The organism is Comamonas suwonensis, assembly GCF_012844455.2.
In the GTDB taxonomy this organism is placed as follows: Bacteria; Pseudomonadota; Gammaproteobacteria; order Burkholderiales; family Burkholderiaceae_C; genus Comamonas; species Comamonas suwonensis.
Map to the genome: position 1 here is coordinate 90,812 of NZ_JABBCQ020000013.1, position 20,462 is coordinate 111,273.

Sequence of the window (20,462 nt, forward strand, 5' to 3'; positions counted from 1 at the left end):
GCGAGGTATTCGCGCATGCGCCAAAGGGCCACAATTACGTTATGTCTGAAGCACACTCAACACCCACCATCCCCGCCACGCCTTTCACCGAGGCCGAGCGTGCTGCCGTCTATCGCGCCATTTACGAGCGCCGCGACATGCGCCACTTTGCGGGCGGGCAGGTGGCGGATGACGTTTTGCTGCGCTTGCTGCGCGCCGCGCACCACGCGCCCAGCGTGGGCTTCATGCAGCCCTGGCGCTTTATTCGTGTCAAAAGCGTGGATCTGCGCAAGCAAATTCACGCGCTGGTTGAAGAAGAGCGCGTGCGCACTGCCCATGCCATGGGCGAGCGTGAAGAAGATTTCATGAAGCTCAAGGTGCAGGGCGTGCTGGATGCGGCCGAGGTGCTGGTTGTTGCCATGCCGCCGGGGCGCGAGAAGCATATCTTTGGCCGCCGCACTCTGCCTGAGATGGACATTGCCAGTACCGCCTGCGCCATTCAAAACCTGTGGCTGGCCGCACGTGCCGAAGGGCTGGGCATGGGCTGGGTGTCGATTTTTGACCCGCTGCAACTGGCAAAGCTGCTGCAAATGCCTGATGGTGCCCATCCGCTGGGCGTGCTGTGCCTGGGCCCTGTCGATGCGTATTACGCCGCGCCCATGCTGCAGCAAGAAAAATGGGCCTGCCGTGCGCCGCTGGAAGACATGCTGATGGACGATGTCTGGGATGACTCGAGCGCCGTTCCCTCCAATGCGGCGGCTGCGGGCAAGGGGCAAACGGGCACATGACAGCAATAACCTGGGCTGAGCTGATCGGTCTGCCCCTCAGCCCCGTGGTGTGGTTGTATCAAACCTTCACTTCCAGTGATCAGGCGGCATGGCATTGGGCGGGCAATGTACAAGCCGCTTTGCTGGCCGTGCTGGTCGCCTTGCTGATGGACAGGCTTTGGGGGGAGCCGCCGGTCTGGCTGCACCCGGTGGTCCTGATGGGCAAGCTGCTGGGCTGGGCCGGGCAGGCCATTGCGCCACGCCACGAGGTGAAACATGACTTTGGGCGTTTTGGCCTTGCAGCGCTTGCGTGGTGCGGTCTGGCTGCTCTGTTTTTTAGTGTTTATTGGCTGGCCCAGTTCATGCTGGGTTTTGCACCTTGGTGGATGTGGGGGCTGGTGATGGGTGTGCTGCTCAAGCCTTTGCTGTCCTGGCGCATGCTCAAAGAAGAGGTGTTGGCGGTGGAAGCGGCCTTGCAGCAATCGCTGCCTGCCGGGCGTGAGCGCTTGTCCTGGCTGGTGAGTCGCGACACCGCGCAGCTCGATGCGGCCACCGTGCGCGAAAGCGCGATTGAGACGCTGGCCGAGAATTTGAGTGATTCGGTGATCGCCCCGCTGTTCTGGTTTGCCGTGGCAGGCTTGCCGGGTGCGGCGGTCTATCGGCTGGCCAATACCGCAGACGCTATGTGGGGCTACCCCGGCTGGCGCGGCCAGGGGGACAAACGCCGCCACTGGCAATGGGCCGGCAAATGGGCGGCGCGGGCAGACGATGTGCTCAACTGGATTCCAGCGCGCATCACCGCGCTATGGCTGGCGCTGGTCGCGGGCGGTGTGTCATGGAGCGGCCTGAGGCGCGACGCGCGCGTGACGCCATCGCCCAACGGCGGCTGGCCCATGGGCGCCATGGCGCAGGCGCTGGGTGTGCATCTTTCCAAGCCCGGCGTGTACCAGCTCAATCCGCAGGGGCGGGGACCAGAGTCTGAGGACTTGCAGAAATCCGTAAAATTGGCATCTAAAGTGATTGCAGCGCAGGTGCTGCTTGCGCTGATAGCTATGATTTTTATGGCGCTCTGGATGTGGAAGCTGGTTGGGAATGTTTGATATGACTGTGGCCGCCATGCATGGCGGCACCGATGCGCTGGGCGTGCCTGCGCATGATTTTTCGACCAATCGCAATGCCTGCGGGCCCTGCCCGATGGCGGTGAAGGCACTGCAGGCGGCCCATGTGGCGCAGTACCCTGATCCCCATTACCTGCAGTTGCAGGCGCAGCTGGCGGCCTTTCATGGTGTGGCGGTAGAGCGCATCGTGATTGGCGGCAGCAGCAGCGAGCTGATTCACCGCCTCACCCTGCATGCCGTTCGCAGCGGTGCCAAGAACGTTTTTTTCCCGCCGCACCACTATGGCGACTACCTGCAGGCGGCACGCGTTTGGCGGCTGGCGCTGTGTCGCCGCGCTGAAGTGAGCCCGCTGCCTGCGCTGAGCTGGGCCTGTGAACCATCCAGCCCGCTGGGGGTGCAAGAGGATATCTGGCCAGCCTGGAGCAAGGCAGCGTCACAGCAGGAGTGGCGTGTGCTGGACTGCGCCTATCGCCCGCTGTGGCTGGAGGGTGAGGCACCACAGCGATCGCTGGATACCGTCTGGCAACTGTGGACGCCCAATAAAGCGCTAGGCATGACGGGCATACGAGCCGCCTATGCGATTGCACCCGTGCATGCGGCTGGCGCTGAACTCAAGGCCTTGCGTGACCTGGCGGCATCGTGGGTGGTGGGCTCGCATGGCGTGGCCATGCTGCAGGCCTGGGTCAGCGATGAGGTGCAGCAATGGCTGGCCCAAAGCCTGGTGACATTGCGCCGCTGGAAGGCGCAGCAACTGGCGCTGTGTGCCAAGCTGGGCTGGCAGGTGGTGCCAGACCATCAGGCCAACTACTTTGTGGTGCGCTTGCCGCTGGACGATATTGCTGCGCCACTGGCTGCAATGCGTGCCCAAGGCGTCAAGCTGCGGGACTGTGCCAGCTTTGGCTTGCCCGGTCATGTACGGCTGGGCGTGTTGCCACCCGTGTCCCAGGCAGCGCTGGAGCGGGCGTGGCTGAGCATTCAGGGCTCCCTGAAGGATGCATCCAATGACCTTGCAACGCCGCCCCCGCATGCGTGAGACGCTACCATTTCGCATGGACACTGAAACCCTCAAGCTGCGCTCTGTGCTGGTGGAGCGCTACGTCACGCCGCTGCGTGAAGGCGGCTCCATGCCCGCGATTGTCGAGGCCGACGACCTGGGCACCTATGTGCTCAAGTTCCGCGGGGCCGGGCAGGGCGTGCGGGCGCTGATGGCCGAAATCATCTCGGGTGGCATGGCACGCGCGCTGGGCCTGCCCGTGCCGGAAATTGTGCTCATGCAGCTGAACGGCGATCTGTCGCGAACCGAATCCGACCCTGAAATTCAGGACCTGATTCGCGCGAGCGACGGGCTGAACGTGGGCTTGGACTATCTGCCCGGGGCCATCAACTTTGACCCGGCTGTCGATGTGGTGGACAGCGACTTTGCCTCGCGTCTGGTGTGGTTTGACACCCTGGTCAGCAATGTCGATCGCACGGCGCGCAACACCAATATGCTGATGTGCAAAAAGCAGCCTTGGCTCATCGACCATGGCGCAAGCCTGACGTTTCACCATGCGTGGAATGGAACCGTTGCCGACCCGGCCAAGCCTTTTGCCCCCAGCTCTGAGCATGTGCTGCTGCCGCTGGCCAGCCATCTCGCCGAGGTGGATGCTGAGCTGGCTGCGCTGTTGCATCCCGAGGTGCTGACCGCCATTCTGGCGGAGGTGCCTGACTGCTTTCTGGAGCAGGCCGCCGCAGACAAAGACGGCGGTGCCCTGAACAACGTGCAGGCCCACCGCGGCGCCTATGTGAATTATTTTGTGGCCCGCCTTGCGGAGCGTGGCCGCTGGTTGCAAGGAGTGATCGATGCCCGCGCATGAGGTGTACGACTACGCAGTCGTGCGGGTAATGCCGCGCGTGGAGCGTGAAGAATTTGTGAATGCGGGGGTGATCATCTCCTGCCAGCGCACCGGTCATCTGCAGGCTGCGATGGCCTTGGATGAAGCACGCTTGCTGGCGCTGGACCCGAATGTGGACATGGAAACCGTGCACCGCCACCTGGGCGCGATTGTGGCCATCTGCGAAGGCGCGGCCCATGGTGGCCCCATCGCCCAGTTGCCCATGCGTGCGCGCTACCACTGGCTGACGGCCAAGCGCAGCAGCATCATCCAGACATCGCCCTCGCACATGGGGCTGTGCATGCAGCCCGGCGAGGCGCTGGCCCGCATCATGCAGCGCATGGTGCTGCCCATCCAATCTGAAAATTAACGATATGACAGCACGTTGCATCATGGTGCTGGGCACCAGCAGTGGCGCAGGCAAAAGCTGGGTGGCCACGGCGCTGTGCGCCTACTACCGCAGCCAGGGCCTGAAGGTCGCGCCGTTCAAGGCGCAGAACATGAGCAATAACGCCCGTGTTGTCTCCACGCCCGACGGTCAATGGGGCGAGATCGGCACAGCCCAGTACCTGCAGGCCCTGGCCGCAGGCGCGGTGCCCGATGTGCGCATGAACCCCTTGCTGCTCAAGCCCGAGGCCGATACGCGCAGCCAGGTCGTGCTGTTTGGTCAGGTCAACGACGAGCTGAGCGCCATGCCCTGGCGTGGCCGCAGCCTGAAAGTGTGGCCGCAGATTGCTCAGGCACTGGACGAGCTGCGTGCCGAAAACGATGTGGTGGTGATCGAAGGAGCAGGATCTCCGGCCGAGATCAATCTGCATGCCAGTGATGTGGTGAACATGCGCGTGGCCAAACACTGCAATGCGCACTGCCTGCTGGTGTCTGACATTGACCGGGGCGGCGCTTTTGCCCACCTGTATGGCACCTGGGCGCTGCTGCCGGAAGACGAGCAAAAGCTGATCAAAGGCTTTGTGCTCAACAAATTCCGTGGCGATGCATCGCTGCTGGCACCTGCGCCGCAGTTGCTCGAAGAAAAAACGGGCATCCCGACAGTCGCGTGCATCCCCATGCAGTTTGCTCACGGTCTGCCGGAAGAGGATGGAGTGTTCGACGACCGTGGCAGCACGGGTGCGGGGCAGGCCATTCACACCACCATCGCCATCATTGCCTACCCGCGCATCAGCAATCTGGACGAGTTTCAGCCGCTGATGCAGGTGCCTGGCGTGCGCGTGGTCTGGGCGCGCTCACCCTCACAGATTGCCGATGCCGACTGGGTCATCCTGCCCGGTAGCAAGGCCACAGCGGCTGACTTGTCGTGGATGCGCACGCAAGGGCTGGATGCCGCCATCGTTGCCCATGCCAGCGAAGGCCGGCGCGTGCTGGGCATTTGCGGTGGACTGCAAATGCTGGGCGAGGCGTTGATTGATCTGCATGGCGTGGATGGCAATGCCGCAGGTCTGGGCTTGCTGCCGTTGGCAACGCTGTTTGCGCAAGAAAAGACCGTGCAACCCACCACGCTTACTTTGCCCGAGCTGCAAGCGCCGTGGAATGGGCTGAGCCGTGTGCAGGCGCGTGGCTATGAAATCCACCACGGTCAGACCGAGCTGCGTGCGGATATGCAGGCTGGCGCTGAGCAGCCTGCGAAAGAGCTATTGCCCGGCATGTTGTGGCAAGGTGGCAACCCGGCGGTGGTTGGCACCTATCTGCACGGACTGTTTGAAAACGCGGAAGTGATTCACGCCTTGTTTGGCCACGATGCACCCAGTCTGGAGCAGGTTTTTGCACGGCTGGCGCAGGGCGTAGGTCAATGGTTTGAGGCCGGATCGTTGTAGCGAATAGGTGAAGTTTGCATGGTTTTGTGGGATTTATCCTGCAAGCCTATGTGCGCTAAACCGATTATCCATAACCCTGAGTGCGTGCAAGCTGACAGAGCTATTCACTGTTCAGGAATGGAGTTACCTATGACTTTTTTCAAGGTTCGTACCCTTCAAGTGGCCTTGGGAGCTGCCGTTTTGTCGCTGGCCGGTCTGGCCAGCGCCCAGATGGAGCAAGCCAAACCGGCTACAGATTCGGCTGCAGCAGCAATGCAGGCTCCAAAGCCTGCCATGAAAAAGCACAATCACCATAAAGGCCACCCCAAGCATCATCACAAACATGGTGACAACTCTTCGCGTGAAGCGGCTGCTGCCAATGCAGAGATGAAAAAAGGTCAGCTAGGCGATGGTCAGGGTATCAATCAGTATGAGCGCAACGCCATTGCGCGCTGTCAGGTGTTCAAGACCGAAGTGGATCAGCTGGCCTGTGTTGCGCGTGTCAAGGATGGTGCGGTCAGCGGCTCCGTCAAGGACGGCGGCATCTTGCGTGAAGTGACGGTCGAGGAAGTGATTCGTTGATAGCCAGTCAATGACTGCCAGTGATCGAATACGCAGCCAAGGCCCTTCGGGGCCTTTTTTCATGGGAAAAGTGTGGGATGTCTGCGCTTTCTCTTGAAGGCGCAGCGAAAGCGCGATACTTGCGGGCTCGAATAATGTGCTGTCTGCGTCCCGGTGGCGGATGGCACTGGGGTTTGATGCACCGGGGATGACTGCCATGCATGAGTTCCGCGCAATTCTCTGATTCCACCCTGTCCACGCTCTGGTCCTGCCCGCAGGTTGCCGATATTCACGACGCCGCACTGGCCGAGCGTGTTCAGCACAAGCTCGACTTCAAGACCAAGCCGCAAGGATCGCTGGGCTTGCTGGAGCAGCAGGCGCTGCGCATCGCCAGTATCGTGGGCAATGAGTCGCCACAGCTGTCTGCCCCGCAGATGGTGGTGTTTGCCGCCGATCATGGCCTGGCGGCGCAAGGCGTATCGGCTTATCCCGTCGATGTGACCTGGCAGATGGTGGAGAACTTTCTGTCAGGCGGCGCAGCTGTGAGCGTGCTTTCGCGCCAGAACGGAGTGGCGCTCAATGTGGTGGACTGCGGCGTGGCCCGCGACTTTGAAGTGCGCGAGCAAGACCCGGAGCACAAACTGCCCAAGGCCGATGAGCCGCGCCTGTGGCGGCGCAAAGTGGCCTATGGCACGGCTGACTGCAGCAAAGGCCCGGCCATGACAGAGTTGCAATGCGCCATGGCTTTGCGCAATGGCGCTGAGCTGGTCAAAAAACTGCCCGGCAATGCCCTGCTGCTGGGGGAGATGGGCATTGCCAATACCTCCAGCGCATCGCTTTTGTTAGCGCGCTTGTGCGGCGAATCGATTGAGACGGTGACGGGCGTGGGCACAGGCCTCTCCAGCGAAGGCTTGCGGCGCAAGATTGCCGTGCTCAAGCAGGTGCTGGACTTTCATGCCGGTGTGCAGGAGCCACTGGCCGTGCTGGCGGCCATGGGGGGGCTGGAAATTGCGACTATGACCGGCGCCGTGCTGCAGGCTGCCGCCGAGCGCCGTGTGATTGTGGTGGATGGCTTTATCACCACCGCCGCCGTGCTTGTCGCCAGTCGCTTGCAGCTCCATGTGCTGCAGCGCTGTGTGTATGCCCATCGCTCGGGCGAGCCGGGCCACACCCGCATGCTGGCCCATTTGCAGGCTGAGCCCATGCTGGACTGGCAGCTGCGCCTGGGTGAAGGCTCAGGCGCTGCGCTGGCCTGGCCGCTGCTGCTGTCGGCGTGCACCATGCTCAATGAAATGGCCAGCTTTGAGTCGGCTGGCGTCAGCACCAAGAGATGATGGATACTTTAAAAAGAATAGCTGCTAGCGCTTTAAATGTAAGGAGTTAAGGCGCTTTTAGCTCTTTTTTCCTGCCGTGGGTGCTGGCGTCTTGGGTGAGAAGTCGCAGTAGGGCGATGCCACACATTCCCAGCAGCGCGGCTTGCGGGCCTGGCAGACGTAGCGGCCCAGCAAAATCAGCCAGTGGTGTGAGTCCACGGCGTAGTCATCGGGAACGCGCTTGAGCAACTGCTTTTCCACTTCCAGCGGGTTCTTGCCGGGGGCCAGTCCTGTGCGGTTGCTCACGCGAAAGATATGCGTGTCCACCGCCATGGTGGGTTGGCCGAAGGCGACGTTGAGCACCACATTGGCCGTCTTGCGGCCCACACCGGGCAGGGCTTCCAGTGCTTCGCGGTTGTCGGGCACCTTGCTGTCGTGCAGCTCGACCAGCATGCGGCAGGTTTCCATCAAGTGCTTGGCCTTGCTGCGGTACAGGCCGATGGTCTTGATATAGCTCTCAAGCCCTTCCAGCCCCAAATCCAAAATCGCCTGCGGCGTATTGGCGACGGGAAAGAGCTTGCGCGTGGCTTTATTCACGCCCACATCGGTGGCCTGTGCGGAAAGCAGCACGGCGGTCAGAAGTTCAAACACCGTGGTGTATTCCAGCTCGGTTTGCGGCGTGGGGTTGGCGGCCTTGAGCACGGCAAAAAACGGCTCGATATCGCTTTTTTTCATGGCGCTATTGTGGCTTGTCGTGGGCAGAGCTTGAAAAAGAAAAGCCGCTGTGGCGGGCAGCGGCTTGACTCGAATGCACCTTGTAGAGCGGCTTACGGGTCGAGGTTGTAGCTCAGCACCAGGCTGTAGCGCAGCTTGCGGTTGGGGTTGTTGATGGAGCTGTCGCCCTGCGGCTTGCTCATGGCGACATCCAGCGCGTAATAACGGTTGTCGGATAACCGCAGCCCCAGACTGACCGAGCGCAGCGTGTTGCCGCTGATGCCACTGGTTTGCTGGTGCGTGCGGGCCCATTCATAAAGCAGGTATGGTTCGGCTGATTTGATCCAGGGCTGGTTGATGGGGAGCTGGTAGTTCAGCTCGGCACTGGCCCCCATGCCCGAATCGCCCGAGAACTCACCGGCCTGATAGCCGCGCCCAAAGCGGGTGGAGCCAAAGGAAATTTTTTCCGGCGTGGGCAGAATGTCCTTGCTGTATTGACCACCGACGGCAAACGCGGCCCCCATCTTGTTGGCAAAACGGTGGCGCTGGGCGTAGTCGGCGCTCACGCGGGTGAAGTCCAGCTTGGCGGGGTTGGTGAGTTGGTAAATCTGGCTGCCGACGAGCAAATCGGTATTTTTGTAAGCCCCCATGCTGTCCAGCCCGTGAGCCAGAAGCACGGATGCTGAGCGTGCCGTGTTCTGCCCAAAAGATGCCCAGGCCATTTGCGCATAGAGCGTGCGAACCTTTTCCTCTCGCAGCAGCGATGCCTGGCTATCGGCCAGCTCGCGGCTGTAGTTAATGGCATACAGACCGGCGGTGGTGCTCAGCTGAGTGGTGTTGCTCAATATCCAGGGGTGGCTGATATTGAAGTCGAGCTTGCGTTGCTGAGTCAGATCATCAATACCCGGAATCCGTGTGGCAGGCGGGTTGAAGCTGCGGTAGTCGGAATAGCTGACGCGCGCCTGGGTGCCTTCGGGCGTCAATTGCTGGGTAAAGCCAATGGAGCCGAACCGCTCTTTGTCGGGGTTTTGCAGCATGGCCGAAGCCTGAAGCTGGCTGCCCGCCCACAACGGGTCATTGAGGGTGACGGATGCGATAAGGCGCGGGGTTGGTTTGCGCGCCTCGCCGCCGATGGTAACGGCTATGGGTTTGTGCTTGGACTTGATGACCAGGGGCACGGCCCCATCCGTGGTGGAGGGCAGGCTTGCCGAAGCGGTGATTTGCACGCCCGGCAACCGCGCCATCAGCTGGGTCTGGTGCTGAAAAGTCTTGCTCGTCAGTGGCCGCTCATTGAGCAGGGGCTGGGCAAGCTCACGGATCAACTCTTCGGAGCGGCCGAAGTTGCCTTCCAGATTCAGGCTTTGCACAAAGCCTTCCACGACCATCACCTGCACTGCGCCGTTGGCGAAGTCCTGCGGTGGCAAGTAGGCGAAGGACAGCGCATAGCCATGGCGCTGATAGAGCTCACTGACCTTCTGGGTGGCTGCGTTCAGTTCGCCTACCGTATGTGTGCCGTTGATGAAGGGCGTGAAAAGCGCGCTGACCTCTTCAAACGGGATGGCGGTGCTGCCCTGAACATTCACGCCGCGTACGGCGACCTGAACGCTGGTGATGTCCTGCGGACTAGGCTGAGGCTTTTCAAGCTGTACTTGTACCGGCTTGGGTGCCGCTTGCAGATGCTGCGCGGATTCTGGGGTCTGGGGCAGACTGTTGAGCGGGTTGCCGCTCAGCTGTGCCGAGGCCAGAGGCGCCCATGCGGTAAGGACGAAGGTCGGAATTAAGGAACCGAGATGGCGCTGCCTGGTTGTTCTTGATTGCAAAAGTCCCTCCTGTTCTTGTTCTGGATCCGCCAGCACTGCCCTTGATGCGTTGCTGCTGGCCTGGTCGTACTGTTGTAATGCCGCGGCTTCGCGCCTCGCCTCAAGTGCAAGCCCCTGGTTTGCAGGTGCGTGCTGGCAGTTCTGATGATGTTGATTGTTCCCTACATACCTAAAAATGGGTATGGGGTTGTCGTTAAAAAGCCCGCCGAAAGGCGGGCTGGATTCAGGTGGCGAAGTGGTGAAGCACTGCTACCACCATCGCTTTTTACTTGTTGCTGGCGACAGCGCCGCCGCCCAGGCCTAAGGCCAGCTGGCCGCCGAGCAGACCACCCAGCAGGCCGCCCGATCCTGTAGCAGCGGCTCCGCCTGCTACACCTGCGCTTGTGCCGCCAGCCGCATTCGTGACGCCGCCAAGGACGCCTCCGACCAGACCTGTGACGCCGCCCACTACGCCGCCGACCAAGTTGCCTGTGCCCGCGACGGGCCCACCAGCGCTACCGTTGCCACCACCTGAAACTCCTCCCGTGACCCCGCCCACCACGCCAGTGACAGTGCCCAGGACACCACCAAGCAGGTTGCCAGCGCCAGCGACAGGGCCTCCGGCTCCGCCGTTCGTGCCACCACCCACTCCACCGGTGACCCCGCCGACCACGCCTGTGACGGTACCCAGTACACCTCCGACAAGGTTGCCCGGCCCACCAGCGGTGCCAGTGACGTTGCCAAGCACACCGCCCAGCAGGCCGCCGTTCGCGGTGGAGCTGTTTGGAGTGCCTGACACGACGCCACCCAGGCCTGCCACGGTCTGACCAACACCGGAAACTACGCCGCCCAGAGGCATCACCACGGGAACGCCTGTACTAGCGACGCTAGCCCCTACATGGTTCACAACACCGCCCACGGTGCCTAACAAGCTGTTTACAGGTTGGGCAAGACCGGTGGTCTGAACCAGATTCTGCGTGGTTCCAAGCAGGGTGCTCAGCACGGGTGTCGCTACCTGGCTGACTTGAGAGGTCAGGCCCGAGACCAGCTGGCTGTTGGTCAGGTTGGCCACCGTACCCTCGACGCCGGAGACGGTTGTACCCAGAACCTGTACGGCACCGCCTGCCAGACCCGCGACATCACCGACCAAACCGAGTTGAGGCTTGTCCAGTGCGCTGACAGTCTTGCCTGCGGAGCCGACGGCGGCGCCGAGAAAGCCCACCGCCGGTGCCACGCCTTGCAAGGTAGTGCCGATGGGGTCGGCGGTTTTACCGATTTGGCCAAGACCTGCGCTGAAGCCGCCGTTCACGCTGTTCAGTGCGTTGTTGACGTTGCCGAGGATGCCACTGGCAGGCTGTGCAATGCCGCTCAGCGGTGTACCGTTGGTAGCAGTGCCCAGAGCAGAAGTCACGATGGTGTTGACGTCACTGATGACTCCCGTGGTGCCGGAGACCGCGCCAGTCACATCCGCCACGGTGTCACGTACCGGGGCGAGAGGGCCGCCAGCGACGGGAGGATTGACTGTTCCGCCGCCACCATCACCGCCGCCGTTGTTTCCACCGCCGGTACCACCACCTGTGCCTCCGCCGGTACCACCACCTGCCACGACGTCGCCGCCACCGGTGCCATCAGGGCCAAGGTCGCTGCGCAGCGAGCCACTGGAGCTGCAGGCGGCCAGGCTGGCAACCAGCGCCACTGCGCACAGGCTGCGCAGGGCTGTTGGGGTTTTGCCAGTGATCGAGGCATACAGAGCCTTACTGGTAAAAGTAGTGGTACGCATAAATCCTCCATCTCGGAAAAAATAAAAAGTCCGTTGACTCTGCAACTCGTTGACCGGTAGGCGTATGTTCTGTGCAGTGCTCGGGCACTGTCCAATTCAAAGTTTGAGACACCAAGTTATGCACAATTAACATTTACTATCAATGTTGAATTATTGGTAGGATTTTGATTACCGATTGCTTGGAATATTTCCTACAAAAAGCCACTTCTCCCCTCTGACGCGTTTGCCGCGCCACAATGGGTGCCTGCCGCTCAAGCAGCGACGTTATTTCTTCAGCGCTTTAACCAAAAAACCGTATGCAATTTGCCAAACGACTCGATAACGTAGAAACCTCTGCGATCCGTGAACTGTTCAAGCTGCTGGGCAAGCCCGGCATCATCAGTTTTGCGGGTGGTTTTCCGGACAGCGCCATGTTTGATGTGGCGGGCATCAGCGCCGCTTCGGCCAAGGCGTTGCAGGAAGAGGCGGGCGCTGCGTTGCAGTACGGTGCGACTGAGGGCTACCTGCCGCTGCGCGAGCAGTTGTCTGCATTTATGGCCAGCAAAGGGGTGACGGATGTGACTGCTGAGCAGCTGATCGTCACCACCGGCAGCCAGCAGGCGCTGGATCTGCTGGGCAAGACCATGCTGGATGAGGGTGACAAGGTCATCGTTGAAGGCCCTACTTTTCTGGCCACTATTCAGTGTTTTCGCCTCTATGGCACAGAAGTGATTTCTGCCCCTGTGGATGAGCATGGCGTCAAGACCGACGAGCTGGAAGCGCTGATTGCCGAGCACAAGCCCAAGCTGGTCTATCTGATCCCCACCTTTGGCAACCCCAGCGGTGCCATGCTGAGTCTTGAGCGCCGCAAAAAAGTGCTGGAGCTGGCCGTCAAGTACCAGACCCTGGTGGTGGAAGATGACCCCTATGGCGATCTGTACTTTGACAAAGCGCCTCCCGCCAGCCTGATGTCGCTGAGTCGCGAAGTGCCCGGCAGCCGTGAATGGCTGGCCCATTGCGGCTCGCTTTCCAAGGTGCTCAGCCCCGGTCTGCGCATTGGCTGGCTGATTGCCCATCCAGAGCTGCTGGCCCGTGCTGTCATGTGCAAGCAGTTCAGCGATGCCCACACCAGCACTTTTGCGCAGGCCACGGCCGCCCAATACCTAAAGAGTGGTGTCATGCCCAAGACCCTGGCCCATGTGCGCGAGGTCTATGCCAAGCGCGCCAAGGCCATGGGCGATGCGCTGCGCGAGCAACTGGGCGATGCCGTCTCGTTTGTCCAGCCCGAGGGCGGTTTGTTCATGTGGGTGCGACTGACAGGCGCGCGCGGCCAACTGGCCGATGCAGGCTTGCTGGCCAAGAGGGCCATTGCTGAAGGTGTGGCCTTTGTGCCGGGCGCTCCCTTCTTTGCGCAGAATGCCGATAACGCCACCTTCCGTCTCTCGTTTGCCACAGCAGACGAAGACAAAATTCTTGAAGGCGTTACCCGCCTTGCCAAGGCGCTGAAGGCATGAGCGACGTGAGCCAAGCTATGCAAGAGCGAATCATGGAGCTGGAGATCAAGGCCAGCTACTCCGAAGATTTGCTGGAGCAGCTCAATATGACGATCTATCGTCAGCAGCAGCAGATTGATGCGCTGATCAACGAGGTGCGCGAGCTCAAGCGTCAGGCACCAGAAGGCGGTGCAGGCCCTTCGCACAACCTGCGCGATGAGTTGCCTCCGCACTATTGAGTCGCGAGAGCTGCAAGCAAAAAGGCCAGATCAATGATCTGGCCTTTTTTATGCCTTATTGCCCTTAATCGCAGGCAGATATTGCGGGGGAGGCTATGAAATTTGATTATTCAAGCGCTTCAGCGGCAATGTTCTTCATCTTGCCCATAAAGAGCCGGATGAAAAAAACCGCCATGACGAGGATCAGCACAATCACGGCAAGGCTCATCAGTCCATAGTCGGTGGAAAACAGGTCGATCATTAGCTTCATGCGGCCCTCCTGAATAGATGCGTTAAGCGTTGTAGGGACTATGGCTGCGATACATGCTGGCGGCTTTGTGCTGGGTCAAAGTGGGGAGCACCAGCGGGCTGCGCCAGGTCAAAGCGGTGCTTCAGGCGCCTGAAAGTGATCGCCAGATCGTGTAATTTATTGCGGCGAAAGTCAAAGCAATGCTGACTTTTAGCGTGGAAAATAGCGTCATCAAGCTTTTATTCATGCCCTGATTTTGAGGACGCCATGAGCATCTGGTCCATCGACGCCCAGACCGTTACCCACAGCATTCAGTTGGCTGTGGCACCGGTATTCTTTTTGACCGCCGTGGCCGGCATGATCGGCTCAGTTGCAGGGCGGCTGGCCCGCATTATTGACCGCGCGCGCAAGCTGGAAGAGAGCTTGCGCACAGCCACCGATCATGAGCTGATTGCCCGCAGCCTGACCGAGCTGCATTACCTGCGTGAGCGCGGTCGTCTGGCCAATGTGTCTATTGCGCTGCTGACAATGTGCGGCATGTGCATTGGGCTGACCATTGTGTTGCTGTTTGTGGGGCAGGCTTATGGTTTCAGCGGCCAAAGCTACGCCGTGCTCAGTTTCTTGGTGGGCGTGCTGGCCTTTGTGCTGGCGCTGTGCTGTTTTCTGTGGGAAACCATCATGGCTACCCGTATTCTGGACTTTCACATGCTGAGTCAGGCCAAGGCTGCGGCCCGGAAGGTCACTGACGATCAGAAGTCCTGATTTTCATAAAAAAGGCCTGTAGCGCTTGCCAGGCAATCGCAGGTTGCTACTGTTTTGGTGAGTGCTTTACAGGCTCCAGGTAGGTCGCGGCCGCCTGGATAACGCAGTCCGTCAGCCGCTGCAGACTGTTCTGAGCGCTGCGGGTATGGCACCAGTACATGGGAATGTAGAGGTCGTTGCCGGGCAGCAGCTCGGCCAGACTGCCGTCGGCCAGCTGTGCCTCAATGAGCGCAGCCGGGTGTATGCCCCAGCCCATGCCCAGCTGGCAGGCCCGCGTGTAGCCTTGGTTGGATGGCAGAAAGTGGCGCGCACTGTTGCGCCGCCCATCAACGCCCACACTCTGCAGCCATTGGTCTTGCAGGCTGTCTTTGCGGTCGTAGCACATGATGGGCGTGCGGGCGATCTCCTGCGGTGTGATGCTGCCTTGCAGGTGCTCACGTACAAAGCCCGGGCTGGCGACCGCGATATAGCGCATGCTGCCCAGCGGCCAGGTGTTACAGCCGGTGATGGGAGCGGCGGTCGCCGTTACGGCCGCCATGACTTCGCCTTCCTTGAGCCGCTTGGCTGTGTGGTCCTGATCATCAATGCTGATGTCCAGCAGCTCCTTGCCGTTCTGCGTGAAAGCAGCCATGGCATCCATGAACCAGGTGGAGAGCGAATCGGCATTCACCGCCAGCTTGATAGAAGGCAGAGATGCCTGTCCTTCGGGAATCAGTGCCGGGTTTTTGCGGCGCAAATCATTCTCAAGCAAAGCCACCTGCTCGACATGCAGGCATAGACGTCGCCCCGCTTCAGTGCCCGTGCAGGGCTGGCCGCGCAGTACCAGTGCCTGCCCAACACGTTCTTCCAGCAACTTGATGCGCTGAGAAACAGCCGATGGCGTTATGTGCAGCTTGTGCGCAGCCCGCTCAAAGCTGCCTTCGCGTACCACGGCTGACAAGGCTTCCAATCCGGCGTAATCAAGCATTAGATATTCTTAATATGAATGAAGAAATGTAATTTTACTTAATTGGTGATGCTGCCGATAATTTGCGCCATGCTTGCAGCCAATTTCTCCTCCTCATGGCTGGCCGGGTTCACCGTGCTGGCGTCGCTCATCATCTCCATCGGGGCCCAGAATCTGTACGTGCTGCGCCAGGCAGTGCAGGGCGAGCATGTACGCGCCTGTGTGGCATGGTGTGTGACCAGCGACGTTTTGCTGGTTGTGCTGGGTGTGGCGGGCATGTCGCAAATGCTGCAAAGCTACCCTGAGCTGTCGCGTTACCTCACGCTGGGCGGTGCTGCATTTTTGTTGCTGTATGGCCTGTTTGCGCTGTGGCGCATGTATGCCGCACCTGATGTGAATTTGCAAAGCCCTTCAGGCAAGGCAGAGTCGCGCAGCCTGAGAAATGTGCTGGCCGTGCTGGTCGCGTTGACCTTGCTCAACCCGCATGTGTACCTTGATACGGTGCTGCTAGCCGGCTCCATCGGCGCACGTCAGGAAGGCGTGGACCGCTGGTCTTACGTGCTGGGCGCGGCCTGCGCCAGCTTGAGCTGGTTTGTGCTGCTGGCCTTTGCCGGCCGCCGCATGAAGCATTTATTTGAGCACCCCAGGGCCTGGCGCATCATGGACGGGGTGACGGCTTTGATGATGCTGAGCCTGGCGTGGTGGGTGGCCGGTAGCGCTATGACGATGGAAGTCTGATGGCGGTTTAACGGCTCTGCGGCGCAAATTTCAGGCCGGCTGTTCCCACAGGCCCACGGCTTCAATCAGGTTCCAGCTGTTGCACTCGATGCGGTACAGCGCAGTCGTGCCTTTTTTCTGGCTCAGTCCCTCAATCACCACGATGTTCTTGTCGTGGCGTTGGGCTTCAGACAGCGGGCGAATCTTGTCGTAGCTGTGCTTTTCAGCAATATCCCCGCGAAACGAAATCGTCACTTGCTCGCGACGGGGAAAGTAATCCTTGGCGTATTTGTCCAGCGTACGGTCTGCAACCAGAGTCGCCATTTCAGGCGATGTCGCGGTAGGGGCGTTCATCGTGTCTCCTTGAGCAAGGGCTTTCAGGGACAGCTCGCGGGCAGCGAGTCTGTTGATGGCGATTGTTGCATTTTGTTTCATAAAGTGCCAGTGCTTATGCGGCGGCTGTTGCGCAGCACTGTGTTGCATCAAACCTGCTCAATTAGCCGGGCACTTATATCGGCAGCTGTAATCCCGTCTTGATGCGCTCCAGCGCAATCGAGGTGCTGAAGCGACGAATGTTGTCGTCGCCCTCAAACAGCCGCTTGCAGATGGCTTGATAGTCATCCATATCGGTTGCGGTGACGACGAGGATGTAATCGGTCTCGCCCGTGACATAAAAGCATTGCTGCACAGCCGCTTCGCGGGCAATACGTGCTCTGAAGTCGCGCGATAGATCGGGTCTGTCATTGACCAGTTGTACGGTGATGATGGCAGTCAGCGTGCGGCCTGTCTTGACGGGTTCCAGCACGGCGACGTTGGCGGCAATCACACCCGTCTCCTGCAGTCGTTTGATACGCCGCTGCACGGCGGGTGCCGACAGGCTGATGTGCTCGGCAATCATGCGCTGGGGCATGAGGTTGTCTTGCTGCAGCAGGGCCAGAATGGCGCGGTCAAAAGAGTCAAGATCGGCAGCGGGCATGGCGTTGGTCGAGATGAGAGTGAAACTTGCAAATTGCAATGGCAAAACGAGCGAATTTCGCGAGTCTTATGCAATATCGTACGCACCTATGTCAAAAAACAGTTGGAATCATTGGTGGCCCGTGCTGGCCGTGTTGGGCTCGGTCACTGCGCTAGGCTTGGGTACGTCGCTGGCAAAGCAGCTGTTTCCTGTCATTGGCGCGCAGGGCACATCGGCACTGCGCGTAGGTTTTGCGGCGCTGATGCTGGTGTGCATCTGGCGGCCATGGCGCTGGCCGCTGAACCGCCAGCAAGCCAAGTCTCTGCTGGCTTTTGGCGTGGCGCTGGGCTGCATGAATCTGCTGTTCTATATGGCGCTGCGCGATATTCCGTTTGGCATAGCGGTGGCCATAGAGTTCTCTGGCCCGCTGGCAGTCGCCATTTACTACTCGCGTCGGGCGGTTGATTTTGTCTGGCTGGCGCTGGCGATTGTGGGCCTGGCATTGATTCTGCCCCTGGGTGGAAATAGCGCTGGCCTGAACCTGTCCCCCGTGGGCATTGCCAGCGCTTTTGGTGCTGCGATTTGCTGGGCGCTTTACATTGTTCTGGGCCGTCGTCTAGGCAGCATTCCCAGCGGGCAGGCCGTATCGCTGGGACTGCTGTGCGCAGCATTGGTGGTGGTGCCGTTTGGTGTGGCAGAGGCTGGTGCCAAGTTGCTCACTCCATCTATCTTGCTTTTTGGGTTGATGGTGGCTGCCATCTCAAGCGCCTTGCCTTACACGCTGGAGATGCTGGCCTTGCGCCGCTTGCCGCCTGCGACTTTTGGCATTGCACTGGCGACTGAGCCCGCCATTGCCGCTTTCATGGGCATGCTGCTGCTTAGCGAAAATTTGACACTCACGCAGTGGTCTGCCATCGGTTGCATCATGGCCGCCGCCATGGGTAGCGCGATGACGCGGCCAACCAATAAAACGACTGAGCCTGACGTCGCTGCCATCACTTCAAACTGAATGAGCGCGCTATGAAAAGAGATGCTGCAAGCGCTTGCTAACCAAGGCTTTGCATAAATTTTCATAGTGAAAAACCCTCATTACTTGCGCTGAAAGCTCATTTTTCAGTAGCTGTAATGATGCAAAACGCTGCCTTGGCAGCGTTTTTTCTTGCGGCGAATAACGGCTTCAGAGACTTGATCTGACATGCTTTTCGGATCATCAAAATTGTGAAGTTTGACGCGCAGATAGGGCGTAAAAAGCCTTGGCTGCGGGGAACTTTTGCGCGCAATTCAGACAGTTTTTTTGAGCGAATTTTGCGCTATCCGCTTTGCGGTATTTGCTGTCGTGGGGACTGCGTATTTGTAGGATTCTTGGCCTGTTCAAATCCGTAGCGAGGTGCTACAACGAGATCACACGGTAACGAATGCCTTGCAACTTAGCGGCACTAATTCGAGCCCTGGTGTCGCCACGGGAGGTCATATGGATGTCATCAGCAATTCCGCAGCACGCTATGTCCGCATGCGTGAAGAAGAAATGTCTCTGGATGAGTATCTGGCTCTTTGCCAGCGTGATCCGATGGCTTATGCAAGCGCTGCGCAACGCATGTTGATGGTCATCGGCGAGCCCGAGATGGTAGACACCCGCAACGACCCGCTACTGTCCCGCTTGTTCGCCAACAAGGTCATTCGCCGCTACCCCGCTTTCTCAGAGTTCTACGGTATGGAAGATGCCATCGAGCAGGTGGTCAGCTTCTTTCGCCATGCCGCTCAAGGCCTGGAAGAGCGTAAGCAAATTCTCTATCTGCTGGGCCCGGTCGGCGGCGGTAAAAGCTCGATTGCCGAGCGGCTCAAATACCTGATGCAAAAAGCACCGTTCTTCGCGCTCAAGGGCTCGCCTGTGAACGAGTCGCCGCTGGGCCTGTTTGACATGGTGGAAGATGGGCCGGTGCTGGAAGAAGAATTCGGTATCCCTCGGCGCAGCCTGCAGCATGTGCTCTCTCCCTGGGCGGTCAAGCGACTCGAAGAGTTTGGCGGCGATATCCGCCAGTTCCGCGTCGTCAAGCGCTACCCCAGCATCCTCAAGCAGATCGGCATTGCCAAAACCGAGCCGGGCGATGAGAACAATCAGGACATCTCAAGTCTTGTCGGCAAGGTCGATATTCGCAAGCTTGAAAATTTCTCGCAGGATGATACCGATGCCTATAGCTACTCAGGCGGCCTGTGTCTGGCTAACCAAGGCTTGCTTGAGTTCGTGGAAATGTTCAAGGCCCCCATCAAGGTGCTGCACCCCTTGCTGACGGCCACGCAGGAAGGCAATTACAAAGGCACAGAAGGCTTTGGCGCGATTCCCTTTGATGGCGTGGTTCTGGCGCACAGCAACGAGAGCGAGTGGAAGGCCTTCCGCAACAACAAGAACAACGAGGCGTTTCTTGACCGTATCTATATCGTTAAGGTGCCTTATTGCCTGCGGGTGAGCGAAGAGGTCCGGATCTACGAGAAGCTGATTCGCGAGTCGTCATTGGCCAATGCGATCTGCGCGCCCGGCACGCTCAAGATGATGGCGCAGTTCTCCGTGCTCACGCGGCTGAAAGAGCCCGAGAATTCCAGCATCTTCAGCAAGATGCAGGTCTATGACGGAGACAGTCTCAAGGACACAGATCCGCGCGCGAAGAGCTATCAGGAATACCGTGATTACGCCGGTGTGGACGAGGGCATGGAGGGCATCTCCACACGTTTTGCCTTCAAGATTTTGGCCAAGGTCTTCAACTACGACAGCACTGAAGTCGCCGCCAATCCTGTGCACCTGATGTATGTGCTTGAGCGGCAGATTGAGCGTGAGCAGTTCTCTGCCGAGCTGGAGACCAAATACATAGGCTTCATCAAGGAGTTTTTGTCTCAGCGCTATGCCGAATTTATTGGCAAAGAAATCCAGACCGCGTATTTGGAGAGCTACAGCGAGTACGGCCAGAATATTTTTGATCGCTACGTTACTTACGCCGATTACTGGATTCAGGACAGCGAATACCGTGACACGGACACCGGTGAGGTGTTTGACCGCAGCGCGCTCAACGCGGAGCTGGAGAAGGTGGAAAAGCCCGCTGGCATTGCCAACCCCAAGGACTTTCGCAACGAGATCGTCAACTTCGTGCTGCGGGCCAGAGCCAACAATCAGGGCAAGAATCCGAGCTGGACCAGCTACGAAAAGCTGCGCGTGGTGATCGAGAAAAAAATGTTCTCCAACACCGAAGAGCTGCTGCCCGTCATCAGCTTCAACGCCAAGGCCAGTGCCGAGGATGCCCGTAAGCACGAAGACTTTGTCACCCGCATGGAAGCCAAGGGTTACACGCCCAAGCAGGTGCGTCTGCTGTGCGAGTGGTATCTGCGTGTACGCAAGAGCAGCTGAGAGAGGTGCCGGAGGCCGTTCGCGGTTGCCGGCAA

21 protein-coding genes are annotated in these 20,462 nt (G+C 59.6%); 14 read left to right on the forward strand and 7 right to left on the reverse strand.

All coding sequences use genetic code 11. The features are described 5' to 3' along the window. Positions 1-41 precede the first annotated feature (41 nt). The 8 genes from bluB to cobT all read left to right on the forward strand — a co-directional run bounded on the left by bluB (position 42) and on the right by cobT (position 7,441). Positions 42-767, forward strand: coding sequence for a 5,6-dimethylbenzimidazole synthase (gene bluB / locus HF327_RS15235; RefSeq protein WP_198460988.1), 726 nt, complete (start codon positions 42-44; stop codon positions 765-767). Further along, positions 764-1,846 (forward strand): adenosylcobinamide-phosphate synthase CbiB, encoded by a 1,083-nt coding sequence (gene cbiB, locus HF327_RS15240; protein WP_198460990.1) that lies wholly within the window; start codon positions 764-766, stop codon positions 1,844-1,846. Before bluB ends, cbiB begins: the two co-directional genes overlap by 4 nt. Next, on the forward strand, positions 1,839-2,897 hold the full coding sequence (locus HF327_RS15245; protein ID WP_198460991.1) for an aminotransferase class I/II-fold pyridoxal phosphate-dependent enzyme: 1,059 nt from the start codon (positions 1,839-1,841) through the stop codon (positions 2,895-2,897). The genes cbiB and HF327_RS15245 overlap by 8 nt, the downstream gene beginning before the upstream one ends. 16 nt (positions 2,898-2,913) lie before the next feature. Beyond that, positions 2,914-3,720: a HipA family kinase gene (locus HF327_RS15250; protein ID WP_198461061.1), complete on the forward strand. Its 807-nt coding sequence runs from the start codon at positions 2,914-2,916 to the stop codon at positions 3,718-3,720. Further along, a complete protein-coding gene (locus HF327_RS15255; protein WP_198460993.1) occupies positions 3,707-4,108 on the forward strand; it encodes a DUF3037 domain-containing protein in 402 nt (133 codons plus the stop codon). The genes HF327_RS15250 and HF327_RS15255 overlap by 14 nt, the downstream gene beginning before the upstream one ends. A gap of 4 nt (positions 4,109-4,112) precedes the next feature. Beyond that, complete coding sequence (locus HF327_RS15260; RefSeq protein ID WP_198460995.1) at positions 4,113-5,567, forward strand: cobyric acid synthase; 1,455 nt, start codon at positions 4,113-4,115, stop codon at positions 5,565-5,567. Positions 5,568-5,696: 129 nt separating this feature from the next. After that, positions 5,697-6,128 (forward strand): hypothetical protein, encoded by a 432-nt coding sequence (locus tag HF327_RS15265; RefSeq protein WP_198460997.1) that lies wholly within the window; start codon positions 5,697-5,699, stop codon positions 6,126-6,128. A 200-nt stretch (positions 6,129-6,328) separates the two neighbouring features. After that, positions 6,329-7,441 (forward strand): nicotinate-nucleotide--dimethylbenzimidazole phosphoribosyltransferase, encoded by a 1,113-nt coding sequence (gene cobT / locus HF327_RS15270; protein WP_198460999.1) that lies wholly within the window; start codon positions 6,329-6,331, stop codon positions 7,439-7,441. Between the two features lie 57 nt (positions 7,442-7,498). Here cobT and nth read toward each other — a convergent pair whose 3' ends face one another. The 3 genes from nth to HF327_RS15285 form a co-directional block, all read right to left on the reverse strand. Then, positions 7,499-8,155 carry an endonuclease III gene (gene nth, locus HF327_RS15275; RefSeq protein WP_198461000.1) on the reverse strand — a complete coding sequence of 219 codons (657 nt, stop codon included), beginning with the start codon at positions 8,153-8,155 and terminating at the stop codon, positions 7,499-7,501. Positions 8,156-8,247: 92 nt separating this feature from the next. Beyond that, positions 8,248-9,954 (reverse strand): ShlB/FhaC/HecB family hemolysin secretion/activation protein, encoded by a 1,707-nt coding sequence (locus tag HF327_RS15280; RefSeq protein WP_198461002.1) that lies wholly within the window; start codon positions 9,952-9,954, stop codon positions 8,248-8,250. 265 nt (positions 9,955-10,219) lie between these two features. Next, positions 10,220-11,713, reverse strand: coding sequence for a collagen-like triple helix repeat-containing protein (locus tag HF327_RS15285; RefSeq protein ID WP_198461004.1), 1,494 nt, complete (start codon positions 11,711-11,713; stop codon positions 10,220-10,222). 296 nt (positions 11,714-12,009) lie between these two features. Here HF327_RS15285 and HF327_RS15290 point away from each other — a divergent pair, with 296 nt between their 5' ends. After that, complete coding sequence (locus HF327_RS15290) at positions 12,010-13,206, forward strand: aminotransferase-like domain-containing protein (RefSeq protein ID WP_198461006.1); 1,197 nt, start codon at positions 12,010-12,012, stop codon at positions 13,204-13,206. Next, positions 13,203-13,424: a SlyX family protein gene (locus tag HF327_RS15295; RefSeq protein ID WP_198461008.1), complete on the forward strand. Its 222-nt coding sequence runs from the start codon at positions 13,203-13,205 to the stop codon at positions 13,422-13,424. Before HF327_RS15290 ends, HF327_RS15295 begins: the two co-directional genes overlap by 4 nt. Positions 13,425-13,530: 106 nt before the next feature. Here the strand turns inward: HF327_RS15295 and HF327_RS15300 are convergent, their stop codons facing one another. Further along, on the reverse strand, positions 13,531-13,674 hold the full coding sequence (locus tag HF327_RS15300) for a DUF3149 domain-containing protein (protein WP_198461010.1): 144 nt from the start codon (positions 13,672-13,674) through the stop codon (positions 13,531-13,533). A 246-nt stretch (positions 13,675-13,920) separates the two neighbouring features. Here HF327_RS15300 and HF327_RS15305 point away from each other — a divergent pair, with 246 nt between their 5' ends. Next, on the forward strand, positions 13,921-14,415 hold the full coding sequence (locus HF327_RS15305; RefSeq protein ID WP_198461012.1) for a DUF2721 domain-containing protein: 495 nt from the start codon (positions 13,921-13,923) through the stop codon (positions 14,413-14,415). Positions 14,416-14,461: 46 nt separating this feature from the next. Here the strand turns inward: HF327_RS15305 and HF327_RS15310 are convergent, their stop codons facing one another. After that, positions 14,462-15,382, reverse strand: a complete 921-nt coding sequence (locus tag HF327_RS15310; RefSeq protein ID WP_198461013.1) for an HTH-type transcriptional regulator ArgP — start codon at positions 15,380-15,382, stop codon at positions 14,462-14,464. Between the two features lie 69 nt (positions 15,383-15,451). Here HF327_RS15310 and HF327_RS15315 point away from each other — a divergent pair, with 69 nt between their 5' ends. After that, the gene (locus HF327_RS15315; RefSeq protein WP_198461015.1) at positions 15,452-16,099 is read left to right on the forward strand and encodes a LysE/ArgO family amino acid transporter; all 648 of its coding nucleotides are present in this window, start codon (positions 15,452-15,454) and stop codon (positions 16,097-16,099) included. A gap of 30 nt (positions 16,100-16,129) precedes the next feature. Here HF327_RS15315 and HF327_RS15320 read toward each other — a convergent pair whose 3' ends face one another. Then, positions 16,130-16,432, reverse strand: a complete 303-nt coding sequence (locus tag HF327_RS15320; protein WP_198461017.1) for a hypothetical protein — start codon at positions 16,430-16,432, stop codon at positions 16,130-16,132. Positions 16,433-16,586: 154 nt separating this feature from the next. After that, positions 16,587-17,054, reverse strand: coding sequence for an Lrp/AsnC family transcriptional regulator (locus HF327_RS15325; protein ID WP_198461019.1), 468 nt, complete (start codon positions 17,052-17,054; stop codon positions 16,587-16,589). Between the two features lie 88 nt (positions 17,055-17,142). Between HF327_RS15325 and HF327_RS15330 the strand changes: the two genes are divergently transcribed. Both HF327_RS15330 and HF327_RS15335 read left to right on the forward strand, forming a co-directional pair. Next, positions 17,143-18,042: an EamA family transporter gene (locus HF327_RS15330; RefSeq protein WP_198461020.1), complete on the forward strand. Its 900-nt coding sequence runs from the start codon at positions 17,143-17,145 to the stop codon at positions 18,040-18,042. A 462-nt stretch (positions 18,043-18,504) separates the two neighbouring features. Next, entirely contained in the window at positions 18,505-20,427 is a 1,923-nt protein-coding gene (locus HF327_RS15335; RefSeq protein ID WP_198461022.1) for a PrkA family serine protein kinase, read from the forward strand. Positions 20,428-20,462: the final 35 nt, after the last annotated feature.